This is a genomic window from Pacificoceanicola algae (genome assembly GCF_049341065.1).
Lineage (GTDB): Bacteria > Pseudomonadota > Alphaproteobacteria > Rhodobacterales > Rhodobacteraceae > Pacificoceanicola.
This window is the reverse complement of record NZ_JBMPIX010000001.1, coordinates 1-18,786: the sequence shown is the minus strand read 5'-3', so window position 1 is coordinate 18,786 and position 18,786 is coordinate 1. Positions and strand designations below refer to the sequence as shown.

The window sequence follows — 18,786 nt, the reverse complement described above, 5'->3', positions numbered from 1 at the left end:
AATGCGCCGCCGTTCGCTGATCCTGCACCGTCCCGCCCCGCTGCTAAAGCGGGCCGAACCCGTTGTGCCCATGATCAACGTGGTTTTCCTGCTGTTGACCTTCTTTCTGATGACGGCGCAGATTACCCCGCCCGATCCCTTTTCAATCGAACTGCCCAGTGCCGCCAGCGGCGATCAGCCCGCCCCCGGTCTGCCACTCTATCTGTCGCGTTCAGGCGAGATTGCCTACGGTGCGGCGCGGGGGCAGATCGCGCTTGAGGCGGCCCAAAGCGCTGGCCCCATTCGCCTTCATGCCGATGGGGGCGCCGACGCCGCAGAACTGGCCAAGACCCTGAGCGCCCTCGTCGCACTTGGTGCCAGCGACATCACCCTTGTCACTCTTGAGGCCGCGCAATGAAGCTGCTCGAAGGGCTCACCTTCCTGACCCTCGCGGGCGGGCTGCATGTGGCGGTTTTGAACTTGACCGATCTGCCCGGCGGCGCGGCCGGGGGCGGCGACGGTGGGCAAGCCTCCTTCACGCTGGCCGCAGCGCCCGAGCAACTTTCTGATCTTGTGGCGCAATGGGACAGCGCCCCGACAATCGCCGAGACACCAGAACTGACCGCGCCAAGCGTGGAAACCGCTGCCCTGACGCCGCCCATCGCAGACACGCAGGCGCCGCGTGCCACAGCCGCGCCGCAACTGATCCCACAGCCCAGCGCCGAAGACGCCCCGCAGTTCGATACCCGTCTGCCCACTCCGCCGGGGATGACCGGAGAATCGCCGCAAAACCTGTCCGCGCCGCAATCGCCGGACAGGCCGTTGCCCAGCATGCAACTGCAAGCGCCCCCCTTGGCCGGGCCACAGGCGCTGGCCCTGCCGCAGGCCCCCAGCGCGCCCGAAGCACCTGACGTTCCGCAGATCGATACGAACCCGGCCAGCTCTCCCATGGCGGTGGCACACTCGCGCCGCCCGGTCCCGCGCCCCGAGACCCTTGCACCGGCGCCCTCGGCGACCCCTTCATCACAGCCGAAACCCAAGGCGCAATCCGCCGCCCGCCCTGCCCAGCGCGCCGCTGGCGGTGGTGGCGGCAAGACGGCTGCCAATCCCGCCACAAAGCCGCAGCCCGCCTCTGGTCCCAGCAAATCGGCGATCCGTCAGGCACAGGCGCAGTGGCAAGCGCAGATCCGCCGCGCCATGGCCAGCGCCCAGCGCTATCCGCGCGGCACCCGTGACCAGGGCGCCGTCAAGGTTCAAATCTCACTGTCGCCCAAAGGCAGGCTGCAAAGCGCTCGCGTGACCCAATCCTCGGGCAGCGCCGCACTGGACAAAGCCGCGCTCGACGCTGCCCGACGTGCGCGTTTCCCGCGCGCGCCCGCAGCCCTGGGCGATGCCAGCTATCACTTCGCGATCCCGCTGAATTTCAAGCGCTGAGACTGGCGCGGTGCGCGATCTGTGCCGGCTTTCACCGCCCCCGGCTTGACCCTTCCCGCGCCCGCCGATACCTCCCTTGGTATCAAAGGACGCGACATGACTCAGATCACCGACAGCCATTGCCACCTCGACTTTCCCGATTTCAACGAGGAGCGCCCGCAGATCATCCAGCGCGCGCTGGATGCGGGGGTGCACCGGATGGTCACCATCTGTACCCGGTTGCGCAACGAACCGCAGGTCCGCGCCATCGCCGAGGCCAATGCCCCCGTGTTCTATGCCGCAGGCACCCATCCGATGAGCGCCGCCGAAGAGCCCTTGACCTCGGTCGAGGAATTGGTCGCCTTGGCGCAGCACCCCAAGTTCGTCGGCATCGGCGAGACCGGGCTGGACTACCACTACACCGCCGAAAGCGCCGAGGTGCAAAAGACGTCGCTGCGCATCCATATCGAGGCGGCGCAGGAAACCGGCCTGCCGCTGATCATCCATGCCCGCGCCGCCGATGATGACATGACCCGCATCCTGACCGAAGGCTTCAGGGCGCGCGAATACAACTGCGTCATGCACTGCTTTTCCTCCTCGGCCGAGCTGGGCCGCGCGGCACTGGATCTTGGCTTTTACCTTTCGATGTCCGGCATCGCCGCCTTCCCCAAAAGCCAGGAGTTGCGCGATATCTTCACCGCAGCTCCGCTGGACCGCATTCTGGTGGAAACCGACAGCCCTTACCTTGCGCCACCGCCCTTCCGTGGAAGGCGCAATGAGCCGTCCTATGTAGTCAATACCGCCAAAGTCGGCGCCGAGGCCTTTGGCCTGAGCTACGATGACTTCGCCAAGGCGACTGAAGCCAATTTTGACCGCCTTTTTGCCAAGGCCGCCGCATGGAGCCCAGCATGAGCACCGAGCTACGCTTTACCATTCTTGGCTGCGGCTCGTCTGGTGGGGTGCCGCGACTGGGTGGCAACTGGGGTGAATGCGATCCGACCAACCCCAGAAACAACCGCCGCCGCTGCGCGCTGTTGATCGAACGGGCCGAGGCGCAGGGCACCACCCGCGTCCTGATCGACACCGGCCCCGATATGCGCGCCCAGTTGATCGACGCCGGCATTGGCACGCTGGACGCAGTGGCCTGGACTCACAGCCATGCGGACCATGTGCATGGGTTGGATGATCTGCGGCAAGTGGTTTTCAACAACAAGGCGCGGCTGAACGTCTGGGCCGATGGCGATACCCAGAACGACCTGCTGTCGCGCTTTGGCTATGCTTTCGTTCAGCCCGAAGGGTCGCCCTATCCGCCGATCCTGAACCTGCACACCATCAATAGCCCCTTTACAATCGACGGCTCCGGCGGCCCGATCACCCTGCGCCCCTTCAAGGTCAACCACGGCAGCATCGACGCCCTGGGCTTTCGCGTCGAGAACGTGGCCTATCTGCCTGATGTGGCGCAGATGAACGACGACGCTTGGCAGCAGGTGTCCAACCTCGATTGCTGGATCCTGGATGCGCTGCGCCGCGCACCGCATCCGACCCACGCCCATCTGGACCTTGCCCTTGAATGGATTGAACGCGCCCGGCCAAAACGCGCGGTGCTGACCAACATGCACAACGATCTCGATTACGATACCGTCGAGGCCGAAACCCCCGATCACGTCACCCCCGCCTATGACGGCATGGTTCTGCGCTATGACATCTGACCCGGCGCGCCCGGTTCGGCACCACGTCTTAACGATTCAGGCGAGCTGACATGCAGGCGCTACTCGACGTTATCCTCCCGGTCTTTCTGGTCATTGGCGCAGGCTACGGCGCGGTCTGGCGTGGCTGGTTCTCGGATGCTGGCGTCGATGGGCTGATGAGCTTTACCCAAAGCTTTGCCATCCCCTGCCTGCTGTTCCGCGCCATCTGGACGCTTGAGCTTGGCCCGGACTTCAACCCATGGCTGCTGGTCTCGTTCTATACCGGCTCGGTTACGGGCTTTGCCGCCGGGCTGCTGGGCGCGCGCTATTTCTTTGGGCGCGATTGGGAAGACGCGGTGGCCATTGGTTTTTGCTGCCTGTTCGCAAACTCGGTGATGATCGGTCTGGCCATGACCGAACGCGCCTATGGCACAAGCGCGCTGGAAGCGAACTATGTCATCGTCGCGATCCATTCACCCTTTTGCTACGGCATCGGCATCACCGCTATGGAGATCGCCCGCGCCAAGGGCGCACCGGCCCGGGAGTTGCCCGCAAAGGTGCTGCGCGCCATGTTCCGCAATGCGCTGGTGATCGGCATCGGTCTGGGCGTGATCGCCAATATCACGAACGTCGCCATCCCCGCGCCGGTCACCGATGCGCTGGATATGATGATCCGCGCTGCATTGCCCGCCGCGCTGTTCGGGATGGGCGGCGTGCTGTGCCGGTACAAACCGCAGGGCGATTTCCGCGTGATCGCCTATATCTGCGCGATCTCGCTGATCCTGCACCCGACGATCACATGGACGCTTGGCACGATCACCGGGCTGTCCACCCAAGCCTTCCGCTCGGCGGTGTTGACGGCTGCCATGGCGCCGGGGATCAACACCTACGTTTTTGCCAATATGTACGGCCGCGCGCGCCGCGTCGCCGCCTCGGGTGTGCTTTTTGCTACGGCCCTTTCGGTGATCACCGCCTGGGTCTGGCTGTCGATCCTGCCCTAAGCTGCGCCGCGGTGCGCCAGGGTTTTCATGACCCCGCGAAGAACAAGCCTTTCCCCTTCTTCTTTTTGCACATAGTCATTTGCCAACGCGCCAATAGGCGGCGCATTCGATCCCGCACAGCGCTGTGAGACCCAAGATGACCAAGCCTCAAGGCCAGACCACCCTTGGCATTCTTTTCATGCTGGCCTTCTGCACTCTGGCCCCGATGATGGACGCAATGGCCAAGGCCACCCCGCACGAGGTGCCGATCCCTCAGGTTCTTGCCGCCCGCTTTTCGATTCAGGTGCTGTTGCTTTATCCCGTGGCCCTGCTGGCAGGGCTGTCCATCGCGGTGTCGCGTCAGGATATCGGATTGCACCTTGCCCGCGCCGCCGCGCTGCTGACCGCGACCGGCTGCTTTTTCACCGCCCTGCGCTTCATGCCGATTGCCGACGCTATCTCGATCTTCTTTGTCGAGCCATTCATCCTGACCCTTCTTGGCGCCGTCTTTCTGGGTGAACCCATCGGTTGGCGCCGGGTTGCCGCCTCGGCTGTGGGTTTTGGCGGCGCACTGCTGGTGATCCGTCCCAGCTTTTCCGATCTGGGTCTGGTTGCTGCCCTGCCGCTGGGCACCGCCTTTTTGTTCGCGCTTTACATGTTGCTCACCCGCAGCATGAGCCAGCGTGTGAACCCGATTGTCCTGCAAGCCCACACCGCGCTGGCCGCCAGCCTGATGATCCTGCCGCCCCTGATGTTGATGAACGGCAGTGGATCGGCTTTGTTCGATCCGATCATGCCACAGGGCAAAGCCGTCTGGACGCTGCTTGGCCTTGGCGTGATCGCAACCCTGTCGCACCTGATGTTGACCAAGGCCTTGCGCCTTGCCCCTGCCGGGATCATTGCGCCATTGCAATACCTTGAAATCGTCGGAGCCACGGTGATCGGCTATTTCGCCTTTTCCGACTTCCCGACGCCACTGACCTGGATCGGGATTGCCATCATTGTCGGCTCTGGCCTTTATATCATCCAGCGCGAGCGCCGGCTCGAGCGCGAGGCCACGGCGCCGACGCCCCCGGTCTAGCGCTTGCGGGCGCGGCACTGCGCCCCTACCCTTGGCACCATGAACACCGACCGCCCGCTTTTTGGTATTGCCCTGATGTTGGGCTTTTGCGCGCTGGCACCCTTTGCCGACGCTTTGGCCAAGCTGTTGGGGCCCGAGATGGGCGTTGGCCAGCTTGTGACCCTGCGCTTTGCCTTTCAGGCCGCGATACTGCTGCCCTTTGCGCTGTTCACGCGGCGGTCCATGCGCATGACCCGCCGGATCGCCACGCTGGTTTCCCTGCGCACACTGCTGCACATCGCCGGGATCGCGACGGTCTTTACCTCGCTGCTGTACCTGCCGCTGGCCGATGCCATCGCAATTGCCTACGTCATGCCCTTCATCCTGCTTCTGATGGGCCACTATATATTAGGCGAGGAGGTGGGCTGGCGTCGTCTGGCGGCCTGCGCCGTTGGGTTTTCCGGCACCTTGCTGGTGATCCAGCCCGCCTTTGACGATGTCGGCTGGCCCGCGCTGCTGCCGGTGGCCGTGGCCTTTATCTTTGCCGCCTTTATGCTGGTCACCCGGCGCATCGCGGGTGAAACCGACCCCATCGGGATGCAGGCGGTCTCGGCGCTGATCGCTTTGGCGATCATGATCCCGCTGATGGCATTATCGCCGGCAAGCGGCGCGCTGGACTGGACCCCGCCCAGCACGAAGGGCTCGGCGCTGATCGCCGCCATGGGGGTTGCGGGCACCTTTGCGCATCTTCTGATGACATGGTCGCTGCGCTATGCGCCCGCCTCGACCCTTGCGCCGATGCAATATCTCGAAATTCCGATGGCCACCCTGATCGGCTGGATGCTGTTCAGCGATCTGCCCGGACCGCTGGCCGCACTTGGCATCGCCATCACCATTGGTTCCGGGCTGTATGTCGTCATGCGCGAACGGGCCACCCACCGGGCGCTGCGGCAAGTCCCTCAAGCAACGCCTCGAGGCACGCCGCCGGCAGAATAAGCAACATGCGCGGCGCCTCGACTGACAGGCGCACCGGGCCGACCACTTCGTTTGAAGTTCCCACACGCGTGTCCGGCGACATCACCAGCCCGTCGATCGGCCAGCGCAGCCCCTCCGAGCGGCCCTGAACCTTGCCCATGGGATAAAGCGAAAACCGGGTGCCTTTGGGCAGATCAAGCGTCAGTTCGGGCGGCGCCAGCACGATCACATCCTCGGTCCCCACCACAACGCAACGGCGGTCCGCACGGTTGCACAACACGGTCAATGCAGCCAGTTGGTGATCGACCCGCGCGCCCAGAAACCCATAGGCCAGCACCAGCGGCGCCGAGATATTGCGAAGACATTTATCGAAATCGGTACTGTCCTGTTCCGCAATCCGGCGCAAAACTCCTGGTGGAAGGCTGGCTTGCAAAGCCGGATCGAGCGAATCCATGTCGCCGATCACCGCCTCGGGAACCACCCCAATCGCCAACAAAGGCGCGGCCCCGCCGTCAGCGGCCACAACCGCAGATGCCTTGGAAACGGCGGCTTTCAACACGTCATGCGTGCATTCGCCGCCGCCAACCAATAAAACCGGCCCGAAGGCGTGAACAATTTTAGATTTCATGGCGAATTAATGGCAATTTAGGAAACTGACCACAATCAAGTCATGAAATGATACCCTGCAGGGCACAGAATCGGTCAGCTTTCGTCTTGTACGGCGTGGTAAACACACTGTTGCAGAGCGAATGAAAGTGAGCAGCACAATGGTGAGTTCGAGCAAGATTCTTACGGTCTCCTACGGCACCTTCTCCTGTACGGCAGAAGGGTTCGAGGATCCACTGGCCGTCGTCAAGGAAACAACCCATTTCTTTCGGGGCGTTGTTGGAGAAGACCGATTCTTTGGCGCAGAGCCGCCGCAGTTCGACGCGGAACTGGCAGGCGAATTGATGCGCCAGCAGATCGCGGCCGAAAGCCACGATGGCAAACTGACTTTGCGACCAGCGCTGGCCGCCGGTGCGATTTCTTCGGGGGCCATGGCCGCCGCCTTGTCCGCAGGTCCGGCACGTGCTGCCAGCCTGCCCGATGACGACACCATCGAGGCCGCAGCCGCCAAAGCCGAAGCCAAGGCCGCTGAGGCCGAAGCGCAGGCGCAAGCCGAGGCAGATGCCGTCGCCGCCGACGCCATCGCAAAAATGTCCCTGCCGGATGCAGACGACACCCCTTCCGAGCCTGCCTTGACCGCTGCCACGGTCTCTGCACCCGAGCATGCTCCGGAAAGCGATGCTGTTGCCGACATGTCCTTCGATTCGTCGATCCTTGCCGGGATGGCTGCGGACAGCGCCGCCAACCTGACCGAGGAAACAGCCCCCGAGGCCGGGTCTGACTTCAGCCTGGACGCCTTGCTGCCCGATACGGCGGCAAAGTCGGTTGAACCGGTGATAAGCGCGCCTGCTCCGCGCCTCACCGATCCGGCCTCGGTCGCGGCAAAGCTGGACCGCATCCGCGCCGTCGTGGCCGAAGCGCCAGGCGCCGAGGACGAGGGCGACGATTATCTCGAAGACGAAACGCTTGAAGACAGCGACAGCTCGCTTGATGCCATCCTTGGCACCCTTCAGGCGGACGAGTCCGAAGACGACGATCTGGACTATGTCGAAGAGGTCGAGGCCCCCGCAGACCTGTCCGACACGATCGCAGGTCTGATGGCCGGTATCGACGACGAAGACGCGGACAACGCAGAAGACGCGCTCTCCGCGCTTATTGATACCGCCGAGGATGAGGCCGGCGACGACAACGCCTTTGCCGCATGGGACGACGATGCTGGCGAAGACAGCCCGCCCGAGGAAAGCGCTGAAGCAGACGACTGGGATTGGGACGACGAAGATGAGGACGATATCGAGGCCGCCATTGAGGCGCCCGAAGTTGTCGATCAGACCCCGCCGCCCCCGCCCGCCACCCGTCCGGCACCGCTGCGCGCCCGCGTGGTCAAGGTCAAGCGCGCCGAATTCGACAAGGTTGTCGCCTCGGGTCAGCTTGAGGAAATCGATGACGAGCCCGAAGTCGCTGCCGCCATCCCAGCCGTTCCTGGCGCGGAAACCAGCTCCCTGAGCTCCGAAGAAGAAGACGAACTCGCCCGCGAACTCGCCGCCGTCAAGGCCGAGCTGGCTGGTGACTTCGACGATGACGACTGGGGCGACGACGACGATATCGCTTGGGATGACGACGAGGAGGAAGTCGCGCCCGTGGCAGCCCCGCTCCACGCCCAATCCAAAACCGCTCAGCAGGACTGGGACGACGAGGAAGACGCGGCTGAAGCCGCCGAGGCCCCGGCACCCGCCCCCCTGCGTCTGGCCCCGAACAAGCCCGCCGCGCCTGTCGAAAGCGCTTGGGACGACGACGATTGGGACGATGAAGACGATTGGGATGATACACCCGCCGCCGCCGAAGCCCCTGCGCCGCTGCGCCTTGACAACCCGGTTGCCAAGCCCCGCGGTTGGGGCGACGCGCCCGATCTGGATGAACTGGACGCCCGCGCCGAACAGGCCGCCATCAGCGAAGAAACCGAGGACAATATCCGCTCGGCAGTTGAAGGCGTCCGCAAGGCCGTCAAGATGTCCAGCCCCGCCCGCGCCATGCTGACGGAGCAAAAGGTCGAGGACAACGACACCTCGCGCATCCTCGACCAGACCAACGAAGAGCTGGAAGAGCCGGAAGGCAACCGCCGCCGCAGCGCCATTGCACATCTGCGCGCGGCCGTGGCTGCAACCAAGGCTGACAAGCTGTTGGGTCGGAAGTCCGCTCAGGTCGAAGAAGAGATGGAGACCTACCGCGAGGATCTCTCGGCAGTCGTGCGTCCGCGCCGTCCGCAACCCGGCAGCGCCCGCACCGAGCGTCCGGCAGACGCCCCCGTGGCACAGCGCCCGGCGCCTCTCAAACTGGTCGCCGAACAGCGCGTCGAGGATGAAGCCGCCGCGCCCGCCGAACCGACCGCTCCAGTGCGCCCGCGCCGCATCAGCCGCGAACGCGACGCCGAGCCCACCCCGCGTCAGGTCGCAACCCCGACTCCCGAAGCGCCGGTCAGCGGTGGCGACTTTGCCGCCTATGCCGAAAATGTCGGCGCGTCGGAACTGTCGGACCTGCTGGAAGCGGCTGCGGCCTATATGTCCTTCGTCGAGGGCCGCGACCAGTTCTCGCGCCCGCAGCTGATGTCGACTGTACGTCAGGCCGAGGACAGTGAATCCAGCCGTGAAGACCGCCTTCGCAGCTTTGGCCAGCTCCTGCGGGACGGCAAGATTGAAAAAACCTCGGGCGGACGCTTTACAGCCTCCGAACGGATCAGCTTCAAACCGAACCGCGCGGCAGGCTGACACCCGCGATTTCGATCGCGGCCACAAAAGGCAGAAAAACAGACAACGGCGTCCCATCCGGGCGCCGTTTTCTTTTGGCCGATGCCTGCCCACAGGAGGTGGCTAGCCTTGCAAAACATTGACGGGTGCTCACTCGCGCAACTGTCGGTTAAGATGTCGTTTTTTTCGATTCCCCCCAAGAAGCGACACTCCACCAAAAGATCTCTGTGATGTTGCTTGCCCTCAAAACCACGGCTGTGGGTCTTCTTGCTTTGGCTCTCTTCGGCCTTCCTGCGCTGTCCCAAACGCTTGATGACAACTGGCTTGAGATGGACGACGACGTCTTTGCCCAGACCTACGCCGACATGGCCTTCGGCGAAGATCTCAAGGGGCGTAAACAGGTTGCATGGATGTGGTTTGCCCGGGTCGATCAGCAGATCGCGGGGGCCGACATCCACACCGACAAGGACAGCGGCACCGCGCCGATCTGGATGGCTTGGGCCACCGACCCCGAGACCTTCACCGACAAACCGGACTTCGCCTATACGAATACCCCGCGCGACGACCCGGATTTCGTCACCCGCAACGATATTCTGGCAGGACAAATCTCGACGAAAATCAAGGACGGCGCCCTGGTTTTCAAATTCACCGATGATGACGACAAGGATGTGCAATACTGGTGGGCCAAGATGCGCGCGTTGCCACGCGATCCGTTTGACAGCGATGAGCCAAGTTGGTTCTGGACGACCTTTGAGTTCACCAACAATCCGGGCGTGCAGCACATCCGCAAAGCTTTCATGACCGAAACGCCCCATTGGACGGGGCCGAAATCACCAAAGTCCTGACCAAGGGCGGTATTGATGGATTAGGCTACAAGGCCTACTCGCCCAATGGCACGCAAATCGGGTATACCTTGGGAGGCGATGGCACCCACCCGGCGATCCTTGCCCATTCCATGATGGAGGCCTTCGCCTGAGCGCTCAATTCCACCGATCCCAGCCAGTGGAAAACCGACAGCACCTCTTGTCACTCCTGCCATGCGACGGCGTCAATCAATTCGTAGACGGGGAATTTCTTTCCCTTGACCGTCCCGGTCGGCTCGCTATCGCCTTTTTATATTGGCACAGGCACGACGACTCAGGACTGCAACGCCTTCTCGACAGCTCTTGCGGACGGTTATGTCTCGCTGGATTCCATGTGGCCCTTCGCCTTCCAGACCAAGCCCTATACCTGCCCTTCCAAATAGGGCCGACGTGACAATAAGAAACGCCGCGTTTCCTGCCCGGACGCGCGGCGTTTCTTATTCAGCTTGCCTCAATAGCAGGTCATGGGACGGAGGGCGGGGCGCCTTTTGGCAAAGCCAAAACAGCGCCGCACCCGTCACTCATCGGCGTCAGGATCGGGCTGGCCCACGCCCAGAAACACGAACTTGAACGGTAGCATCCACAAGAACCCCAGCACGATGTAAACCAGCAGCTCCACCAGAATAGGCGGACGGTCCAGCCAGTTCACAACCGAAACCGCCACCACGATGTAAAGCGGCAATCCGATCAGCAAAACAACCAGCGACCAGCGTTTCCGGGATTTGTAACTCAGCGCCATTCCCAACCTTTCGTCAGTCTTCGAACGGGTCGGTGACAAGGATCGTGTCATCCCGCTCTGGAGAAGTTGACAATAGCGCCACAGGGCAACCAATCAACTCTTCGACGCGGCGCACATATTTGATCGCGGCCCCCGGCAGGTCCGCCCAAGAGCGCGCCCCTTCGGTCGACTCTGACCAGCCTTCCATTTCCTCATAGACCGGCACGCAGCGCGCCTGTTCATCCGCCGCGAAAGGCAGATAGTCCAGCTGAGCACCGTCCAGCTCGTAGCCAACGCAGATCTTCAGCGTCTCGAAGCCGTCCAGAACGTCCAGCTTGGTCAACGCGATCCCGTTCACACCTGAAGTCGCACAGGTCTGGCGCACCAGCACCGCGTCGAACCAGCCACAGCGCCGCTTGCGGCCCGTGGTGGTGCCAAACTCGTGGCCACGCTCTCCCAGACGCTCGCCATCCGAATCCTCAAGCTCGGTCGGGAAAGGCCCTTCACCGACGCGCGTGGTATAGGCCTTGACGATGCCCAGCACGAAGTCAATCGCCCCCGGCCCGATCCCCGTTCCGGTTGCAGCCTGACCGGCAATCACGTTGGACGAGGTCACAAAAGGATAGGTGCCAAAGTCGATGTCCAACAGCGCGCCCTGCGCGCCTTCGAACAAAATCCGGTGTCCGGCGCGGCGCTTTTCGTTCAACACTTTCCAGACAGGCCCGGCGAATTTCAGAATCTGCGGTGCAATTTCACGCAGCTGAGCTATCAGCGCGTCACGGTCCACCGCCTCGATCCCAAGCCCACGGCGCAGGGGATCGTGGTGCATCAGTGCCCGGTCCACCCGCGCCTCAAGGGTCGCATCGTCGGCCAGATCAGCCACACGGATCGCCCGGCGACCCACCTTGTCCTCATAGGCCGGCCCGATGCCGCGCCCGGTGGTGCCGATCTTGGTGCCCTTGCTTGCGGCCTCTTCGCGGGCGCGATCCAGCTCGCCGTGGATCGGCAGGATCAGCGGCGTATTTTCGGCAATCATCAGAGTTTCCGGCGAGATTTCAACGCCCTGCGCGCGCACCGTCTCGATCTCTTTGATCAGGTGCCAGGGGTCCAGCACCACACCGTTACCGATCACCGACAGCTTGCCCTTACGCACAACGCCCGACGGCAGTGCATGCAGTTTGTAAACCTTGCCATCGACCACCAGCGTGTGCCCGGCGTTATGTCCGCCCTGAAAGCGGCAGATCACATCGGCCCGGCTCGACAGCCAGTCCACAATCTTGCCCTTGCCTTCATCGCCCCACTGGGCGCCCACGACAACCACATTCGCCATATCACAAGCCTTTCGGTGATGACCTCAAACCCGGCACCCTATATATCCGAGGAGCCGCGCGCGAAACCGTAAAAACACCGCAATGCGGCGCTTATGGGGGCAAAATGTACCGATGGGCCAATTCCCGCGATTATGACGCGCTTGGACAGTTGATGTTCGAGTCCATTCATGCCGCGCCCAGCCCCTATAGTGCAGCACAGCGTCACGCATGGATGTCCGAGCCGCCCGGCGGCCCCGAATGGCACAGACGCCTGTCCGCCGAACGAGTCGCCCTGGCCGAGGCCGAGCGCCCCCTGGCCTTTGCGGCATTGCGCGCCGATGGCTATATCGATCTGGTGTTCATCTCGCGATGGGCGCGCCGCCAAGGCCACTTCCGCACCCTTCTCTACATGCTGTTCGACGAGGCCCGCGACCAGAAGATGCCGGAACTGACCACCCACGCCAGCATCGCTGCCCAAGGCCCTTTTTCCGCGCTTGGCTTCGATCTGGTCCACCACGAAGACGTCACGCGCGCGGGGCAAACCCTGTCTCGGGCCTTCATGCGACGATCCGGTCTGGTCCTGCCGCCGCAATTTGCTAAACAGGGCAAACCCATACCGGAGGCCTCATGAGTTTCATTTTACGCTGGTTGTTCGCCTTGATCCTGCTGGCGGCCACCTACAACCCGACTCCCTTTAATTTCGTCCGATGGGCGACCACCAGCTGGCATGAACAACTGCCCCTTGCAGTGCTCCTTGGGCTGGTGCTCTTTGTCGGTTACGTCATCTACCTGCGCGCCACGCTGCGCTCGATCGGCGGCTTTGGCATGCTTCTGGTGCTGGCGCTGGTGGGGGCAATCCTCTGGGTGCTCTGGGATTATGGCCTGTTCGATCTGTCGGACCCCAAACTGATGACTTGGGTCGGAATTCTCGCGCTCTCTCTGGTGCTGGGCGTCGGCCTCAGTTGGTCGATCATCCGCCGCAAGCTCTCCGGTCAGTACGACGTGCAGGACGACGACGAGGTCTGACAGAACCCCGGCAAATCATAACGCCGCACAACGGGACGGTGGGCGGGGCGTCTTTGCGCAAAGCGCCAAAGAGCGCCGTCCCCGTCCGCCAGCGCAGCGCCAAAGCGATTGCCGGGTTGCGCCGCGCCCGCGCTTCCCCTACATACCCGCCAACATCGAACCAAAGGCGCCCGCCCCCATGGAAAACGTCATCCTGATCATCCACCTGCTTCTCGCCCTCAGCCTCATCGGGGTTGTGCTGCTTCAGCGCTCCGAAGGCGGCGGCCTCGGCATGGGTGGCGGCGGCGGCGCCATGAGCCAGCGTTCTGCCGCAACCGCCATGGGCAAGCTGACCTGGATCCTCGCGATTGCCTTTATCGTGACCTCGATCTCGCTCACCATCATCTCGGCGCGGAACGCCTCGGGCAGCTCGATTCTCGACCGGATCGGAAACACCTCGGCGCCCGCTGCGGAAACCACCGACGCCCCGGCACCGCTCGAAACCGATGGCCTTCTGCCGCCGCCGACGGGTGCGGACGCGGACGCGCCGCTGGTTCCCCGGGCAGACTAACGCCCAACAGCCAACAGAACAGTGAACAAAGGGCGGCCCGATGGCCCAGCCCCTTACGGCAAATGTTGATTTAATCGCTTCTGTTGGCCGCACTGCGGCCAACATTCTTCTCAAAAACAGCACCTTGAATGATCTCTCGAAGGAGGTAACAGGTGCTGGATCTCTCGAAAATATCTTCGACAGCCGATTCTGGACTGGAACGGCGTTTGCCTCCCGCATTCGAGGGGCTCGATCTCAACTTCTGCCGCAATCCGACTTGCGCGAGCTACGGCGTGCCGCCCGATCCGTTCAAGCGGCCCAACGGCGCGCCGCCTGCTCCGCCGGGAGTCTTGCGTGGCGAAGTTTCAGGCGCGAAGCACGCGGAATTTTTCCAGTGCCCGACCTGCAACAAGACAGCCAGGATCAAGAATAACAAGGCCGTCTGGGAAGAATACAAGCGACTCGAGCGGTTGCAAGAGTTAGATCCGACCGTTCCTTCTTGTCGCTCAAAGGATTGCTTCGCCCACGGCATGTCGCCGGATGCACACCCGGAGTTCTATCGTCGATACGGCAAGACGGCGAACGGAGATCCCCGTTTCCAATGCGGTCTGTGCAAGAAGACATTCTCGGTCGGCAAACCGGCGCGGCGTCATCTCCGCAGCGACAAGAACCGGGTGATCTTCAAGATGCTGTGCAACGATGTCTCGCTTTCGAAGATCTGCAAGATCACCGACACTTCCTATCGAGACCTCTACGGCAAGATCGATTTCTTCCACGATCAGATCCAGGGCTTCATCGCCCAGCGGGAAGACTTCGGGCGGGTTGATTTCGAGGAGGTCGGGTCAAGGTTCGCGACGGACAGCCAGACACTGATGCTGAACAGGCCCACGAAGCGCAAGCGCACTCCGGTGGCCGTTCAGCACCTTTGCACAGCCCACCACCGCTCAGGCTACATCATGGAGGCGGCCTTCCAGTTCGACCCGTCGATGACCATGGAGCAAGCCGAGGCGCAGGCACTGGCCGCCGATGAGGAGGATGTCTCGGTCGCCTTCCGCCAGCACGCCCGCGTCTGGACGCAGTCCGAGTTCGATCAATACCTGTTCAAGCTTCGCAAGCAGAAGAAGATCCCGAACACGGAACTCTACCAGCTGCCGCACGAAGGTGCGCTGGTGCGCTACGATATCATGCAATGCGCGCACGCGCTCCGGCTCCGCGAAATGCTTTCGGGCACTGATGCGCCGCTTCTGCTCATGATGGACGACGACAAAGGCCTGCAACTGGCTTTTCAAGCGGCCTTCGTGGATGAGATCCAGCAACGACGTGCCGATCTTGCCGTGGTCAGCTTCGACAAGGGTATGACGAACGATGCGCGCAACCAAGTCGTATCTGCGGGTCAAAGCCTTCTGGCCGGATTGACCGGCACGCCCATCGGCGCCATCCGAGAGCTGTCAAACCAGGACTACGCGCAACTGGTCGATTTCGCCAACTACATGCTCTTGGCGGGCTGGCCCATGGATAAGGGCAAGCGCTTCGCGTTTTCGCGCAAGTCCGAGCCCAACAAGGTCGTTCGCATACCAACCTGGCGGCCAAGGCGCTCCACGATGTCCGCTGCGCGCCTGCTGCGCCGCGCGACGCTGCGCAGCGTGGATTCGTATTTTCACAAGTTCCGCTCGAATGTCAGGTTCGCTGCGCGCCCGGCGATATCGACCGGCTCGACCGGGCATGTCTGGGACAAGCATTATCTCTACAAGCCCGAGATGATGGCAAAGATGGTCCAGATCTACCGCTTCTACCACAACTGGTGCGATCCCGGCGCCGACAAGCAAATCCCTGCGATGCGCATCGGTCTGGCCCGTGGTCGGGTCTATGAGCGGGATTTCATGTGAAGCGATCTCGACATCCGAGACTTTCCGCGTCTTGGCAATTGATTCCTTGGGAAAATGTCTGCCGGAAGTATCTGATCCATGGCTTCATAGAAAGGACCCGCCATGGATCTTCCCGAATTCCACTTCGAGTGCACATCGTCATCTACTGGCGAAATCTACCACATTCATGTTTCGAGAGACGGGAATAACCTTACCTGCACGTGCACCTGTCCGGCTGGATCAAAGCGAACGGTCTGCAAGCATCGTCTTGGGGTGCTGCAAGGAGATACAAACGTTGTTAGCGGCGGAGATGTTGAACATCTCCACCTCATGCCGTCAATTTTGACAGGCAGCGACGTCCAGGTCGAACTGGACCGCTTGAAGGACTTGGAGAGCGAAATGGACAAATTGAAGAAGCGCATTGCCGCTGCCAAGAAGTCGGTCGCCCAAGCACTCGATGATTGATTGGTGAATTCTCGGCGTAGTGAACGGTGCCAATTCGACGCCGCTCATCGTCCCATCATCATTTGCCGTAAGGGGCTGGCCCGATGGCCGCCCTTTTGCGTTGAATGCTTTGGCAGGTCCGCCCCAAATGGCCCTCCAATCAGAACCCTTGGTTTTCCGTCAGCAAAAGTCCGAATCGCGTTTTCATGCTGCGTGAGGTATTCCGCTTCAGGCGCCGCCTTAAAGACTGATCCGAAATCCCGCGACCATCTCTGGGTTCTGCGCCGGACGTCTTTCTACCCTTCCTCTCGGATCTTCTATTCGCGTCGATCCAATTGCCCGGCGCATGAGGGGTTCATTCCTGCCGTCTTGGCACCAGATCCGCGTGCTGACGCAAAGTCATTCTGTCCAGCCCCAAGCCCCTAAGGAGGTCAAGGCATTCCCTAAGCCCCCCGACCCGGCACAAGAAATTGCAAAAAGCCTCCGCCCCGCAACATCATATAGCGATGATCTGGACAGGTTGCCCCGAATCCTCTATTAGTCAAATCCCGTGTTGCAGCGCGCCACCGATCCGGTACAAGCGCGGAAATTCAGGCAAAAATCACGGGGTCCCAGAGCATGGCACGCTTCATTTTCATCACCGGCGGTGTTGTTTCTTCTCTTGGCAAAGGCCTCGCTTCTGCGGCCCTTGGTGCCCTGCTTCAGGCACGCGGCTTTTCCGTCCGCCTGCGCAAGTTGGACCCCTATCTGAACGTCGATCCCGGCACCATGTCGCCCTTTGAACACGGCGAGGTTTTCGTGACAGATGACGGCGCCGAAACCGATCTCGACCTTGGCCATTACGAACGCTTCACCGGCGTGCCTGCCCGCCAGACTGATTCCATCAGTTCGGGCCGCATCTACACCAACGTGCTGGAGAAAGAGCGCCGCGGGGATTATCTGGGCAAGACCATTCAGGTCATTCCCCACGTCACAAACGAGATCAAGGATTTCATCCGCATCGGCGAGGATGAGGTCGACTTCATGCTCTGCGAAATCGGCGGCACCGTCGGCGACATCGAGGGCCTGCCCTTCTTCGAGGCCATCCGCCAGTTCTCTCAGGACAAGCCGCGCGGCCAGTGTATTTTCATGCACCTGACGCTCCTGCCCTACATCAAGGCCAGCGGTGAGCTGAAGACCAAGCCGACCCAGCACTCGGTCAAGGAGTTGCGCTCTATCGGCCTTGCGCCTGACATCCTTGTTTGCCGCTCCGAAGGGCCGATCCCCGCCAAGGAGCGCGAGAAGCTCGCCCTCTTCTGCAACGTCCGCCCCGACGCCGTGATCGCCGCACAGGACCTGTCCACCATCTATGACGCCCCGCTGGCCTATCACCGCGAGGGCATGGATCAGGCGGTGCTCGACGCCTTTGGCATCACCCCCGCGCCCAAGCCCAACCTTGAGAAATGGGAAGATGTCAGCGACCGCGTTCACAACCCCGAAGGCGAGGTCAACGTCGCCATCGTCGGCAAATACGTTCAGCTTGAGGACGCCTACAAATCCATCGCCGAGGCGCTGACCCACGGCGGCATGGCCAACCGCGTCAAGGTCAAGGTCGAATGGGTCGACGCCGAGATTTTTGAGCGCGAAGACCCGGCCCCCCATCTTGAGAAATTCGACGCCATTCTGGTGCCCGGCGGCTTTGGCGAACGCGGCACCGAAGGCAAGATCAAGGCCGCCCAATTCGCCCGCGAACACAACGTCCCCTATCTTGGCATCTGCCTTGGCATGCAGATGGCGGTGATCGAGGCCGCGCGCAACGTGGCTGGCGTGTCCAAGGCTGGCTCGGAAGAATTCGATCACGAAGCCGCTGGAGAAAAGCGTTTTGAACCGGTGGTTTACCACCTCAAGGAATGGGTGCAGGGCAACAAGAAGGTCAACCGCAAGGTCACCGACGCCAAAGGCGGCACAATGCGCCTTGGCGCCTATGACGCGGTGCTGACTCCCGGCTCCAAGGTGGCCGAAGTCTACGGCACGACCAACATCGACGAACGCCACCGCCACCGCTACGAGGTGGACATCAAGTACCGCAAGGCATTGGAAGAGGCCGGCTTGCGCTTCTCCGGCATGTCCCCGGACGGAAGCCTGCCCGAAATCGTCGAATGGCCGGACCACCCGTGGTTCATCGGCGTGCAATTCCACCCGGAACTGAAATCAAAACCCTTTGACCCGCATCCACTTTTCAAGGACTTTGTAAGAGCGGCGAAAGAGGCATCGCGGTTGGTTTAATTATCGGATTGCGCCAATTGGCTGTTTGCGACACAGTGATCAGCATTCACACAAAAGAATTGGAGCGACATGAAACACTTATCAATTAAACTAGCCGCTTCCTTTTTCGCGTCTCTATTTGTCTCGGGCTGCCTGACAGTGCAGACGCAGGTAGATGCATATTCGTCAATCCCGGAAGATCTGGAACCAAAGACCGTGTTTGTTGTACCGTATTCTGAGATGAATGCGGATGATCTTCAGTGGAGAACTAGGCCGTGTTGACAAAAGGGATTTCCACCGGGCGCTGATCGTGATTCAAGCTGGTATCTGCAATGGAGAACAACT

General features: G+C 61.9%; 19 protein-coding genes. 16 read left to right on the top strand and 3 right to left on the bottom strand.

Features of this window, described 5'->3' with window-relative positions:
• The first annotated feature begins 1 nt into the window (after window position 1).
• The 7 genes from ACOYQJ_RS00095 (at window position 2) to ACOYQJ_RS00065 (ending at window position 6,116) form a co-directional block, all read left to right on the top strand.
• Window positions 2-397, top strand: coding sequence for an ExbD/TolR family protein (locus ACOYQJ_RS00095; protein WP_422903957.1), 396 nt, complete (start codon window positions 2-4; stop codon window positions 395-397).
• Entirely contained in the window at window positions 394-1,413 is a 1,020-nt protein-coding gene (locus tag ACOYQJ_RS00090; protein ID WP_422903956.1) for a TonB family protein, read from the top strand. The genes ACOYQJ_RS00095 and ACOYQJ_RS00090 overlap by 4 nt, the downstream gene beginning before the upstream one ends.
• 96 nt (window positions 1,414-1,509) lie before the next feature.
• Window positions 1,510-2,304: a TatD family hydrolase gene (locus ACOYQJ_RS00085; RefSeq protein WP_422903955.1), complete on the top strand. Its 795-nt coding sequence runs from the start codon at window positions 1,510-1,512 to the stop codon at window positions 2,302-2,304.
• A complete protein-coding gene (locus ACOYQJ_RS00080) occupies window positions 2,301-3,101 on the top strand; it encodes an MBL fold metallo-hydrolase (RefSeq protein WP_422903954.1) in 801 nt (266 codons plus the stop codon). Before ACOYQJ_RS00085 ends, ACOYQJ_RS00080 begins: the two co-directional genes overlap by 4 nt.
• A gap of 50 nt (window positions 3,102-3,151) precedes the next feature.
• Window positions 3,152-4,081, top strand: a complete 930-nt coding sequence (locus ACOYQJ_RS00075; RefSeq protein ID WP_422903953.1) for an AEC family transporter — start codon at window positions 3,152-3,154, stop codon at window positions 4,079-4,081.
• 136 nt (window positions 4,082-4,217) lie between these two features.
• A complete protein-coding gene (locus ACOYQJ_RS00070; RefSeq protein ID WP_422903952.1) occupies window positions 4,218-5,141 on the top strand; it encodes a DMT family transporter in 924 nt (307 codons plus the stop codon).
• Between the two features lie 39 nt (window positions 5,142-5,180).
• On the top strand, window positions 5,181-6,116 hold the full coding sequence (locus ACOYQJ_RS00065) for a DMT family transporter (RefSeq protein WP_422903951.1): 936 nt from the start codon (window positions 5,181-5,183) through the stop codon (window positions 6,114-6,116).
• On the opposite strand, the gene ACOYQJ_RS00060 is transcribed toward ACOYQJ_RS00065, so the two are convergent.
• Window positions 6,037-6,723 carry a thiamine diphosphokinase gene (locus tag ACOYQJ_RS00060; protein ID WP_422903950.1) on the bottom strand — a complete coding sequence of 229 codons (687 nt, stop codon included), beginning with the start codon at window positions 6,721-6,723 and terminating at the stop codon, window positions 6,037-6,039. The genes ACOYQJ_RS00065 and ACOYQJ_RS00060 overlap by 80 nt on opposite strands.
• Window positions 6,724-6,862: 139 nt before the next feature.
• Between ACOYQJ_RS00060 and ACOYQJ_RS00055 the strand changes: the two genes are divergently transcribed.
• The 3 genes from ACOYQJ_RS00055 to ACOYQJ_RS00045 all read left to right on the top strand — a co-directional run bounded on the left by ACOYQJ_RS00055 (window position 6,863) and on the right by ACOYQJ_RS00045 (window position 10,418).
• On the top strand, window positions 6,863-9,463 hold the full coding sequence (locus ACOYQJ_RS00055; protein ID WP_422903949.1) for a hypothetical protein: 2,601 nt from the start codon (window positions 6,863-6,865) through the stop codon (window positions 9,461-9,463).
• A gap of 209 nt (window positions 9,464-9,672) precedes the next feature.
• Complete coding sequence (locus ACOYQJ_RS00050; RefSeq protein ID WP_422903948.1) at window positions 9,673-10,287, top strand: hypothetical protein; 615 nt, start codon at window positions 9,673-9,675, stop codon at window positions 10,285-10,287.
• Window positions 10,257-10,418 carry a hypothetical protein gene (locus tag ACOYQJ_RS00045; protein WP_422903947.1) on the top strand — a complete coding sequence of 54 codons (162 nt, stop codon included), beginning with the start codon at window positions 10,257-10,259 and terminating at the stop codon, window positions 10,416-10,418. Before ACOYQJ_RS00050 ends, ACOYQJ_RS00045 begins: the two co-directional genes overlap by 31 nt.
• Before the next feature lie 404 nt (window positions 10,419-10,822).
• On the opposite strand, the gene ACOYQJ_RS00040 is transcribed toward ACOYQJ_RS00045, so the two are convergent.
• Window positions 10,823-11,044, bottom strand: a complete 222-nt coding sequence (locus tag ACOYQJ_RS00040; RefSeq protein WP_422903946.1) for a DUF2842 domain-containing protein — start codon at window positions 11,042-11,044, stop codon at window positions 10,823-10,825.
• Between the two features lie 13 nt (window positions 11,045-11,057).
• Window positions 11,058-12,353, bottom strand: coding sequence for an adenylosuccinate synthase (locus ACOYQJ_RS00035; RefSeq protein WP_422903945.1), 1,296 nt, complete (start codon window positions 12,351-12,353; stop codon window positions 11,058-11,060).
• Between the two features lie 104 nt (window positions 12,354-12,457).
• On the opposite strand from ACOYQJ_RS00035, the gene ACOYQJ_RS00030 reads away from it, so the two are divergent.
• From ACOYQJ_RS00030 to pyrG, 6 genes are all read left to right on the top strand, one after another.
• Window positions 12,458-12,964 carry a GNAT family N-acetyltransferase gene (locus ACOYQJ_RS00030; RefSeq protein WP_422903944.1) on the top strand — a complete coding sequence of 169 codons (507 nt, stop codon included), beginning with the start codon at window positions 12,458-12,460 and terminating at the stop codon, window positions 12,962-12,964.
• Window positions 12,961-13,359, top strand: a complete 399-nt coding sequence (locus ACOYQJ_RS00025; RefSeq protein WP_422903943.1) for a DUF6524 family protein — start codon at window positions 12,961-12,963, stop codon at window positions 13,357-13,359. The genes ACOYQJ_RS00030 and ACOYQJ_RS00025 overlap by 4 nt, the downstream gene beginning before the upstream one ends.
• Before the next feature lie 178 nt (window positions 13,360-13,537).
• Complete coding sequence (gene secG / locus ACOYQJ_RS00020; RefSeq protein ID WP_422903942.1) at window positions 13,538-13,909, top strand: preprotein translocase subunit SecG; 372 nt, start codon at window positions 13,538-13,540, stop codon at window positions 13,907-13,909.
• Window positions 13,910-14,061: 152 nt separating this feature from the next.
• Window positions 14,062-15,774, top strand: coding sequence for a transposase (locus ACOYQJ_RS00015; protein ID WP_422903941.1), 1,713 nt, complete (start codon window positions 14,062-14,064; stop codon window positions 15,772-15,774).
• Window positions 15,775-15,876: 102 nt separating this feature from the next.
• Window positions 15,877-16,218 (top strand): SWIM zinc finger family protein, encoded by a 342-nt coding sequence (locus ACOYQJ_RS00010; protein ID WP_422903940.1) that lies wholly within the window; start codon window positions 15,877-15,879, stop codon window positions 16,216-16,218.
• Between the two features lie 597 nt (window positions 16,219-16,815).
• Window positions 16,816-18,462, top strand: a complete 1,647-nt coding sequence (gene pyrG, locus ACOYQJ_RS00005) for a CTP synthase (protein WP_422903939.1) — start codon at window positions 16,816-16,818, stop codon at window positions 18,460-18,462.
• Window positions 18,463-18,786 lie beyond the last annotated feature (324 nt).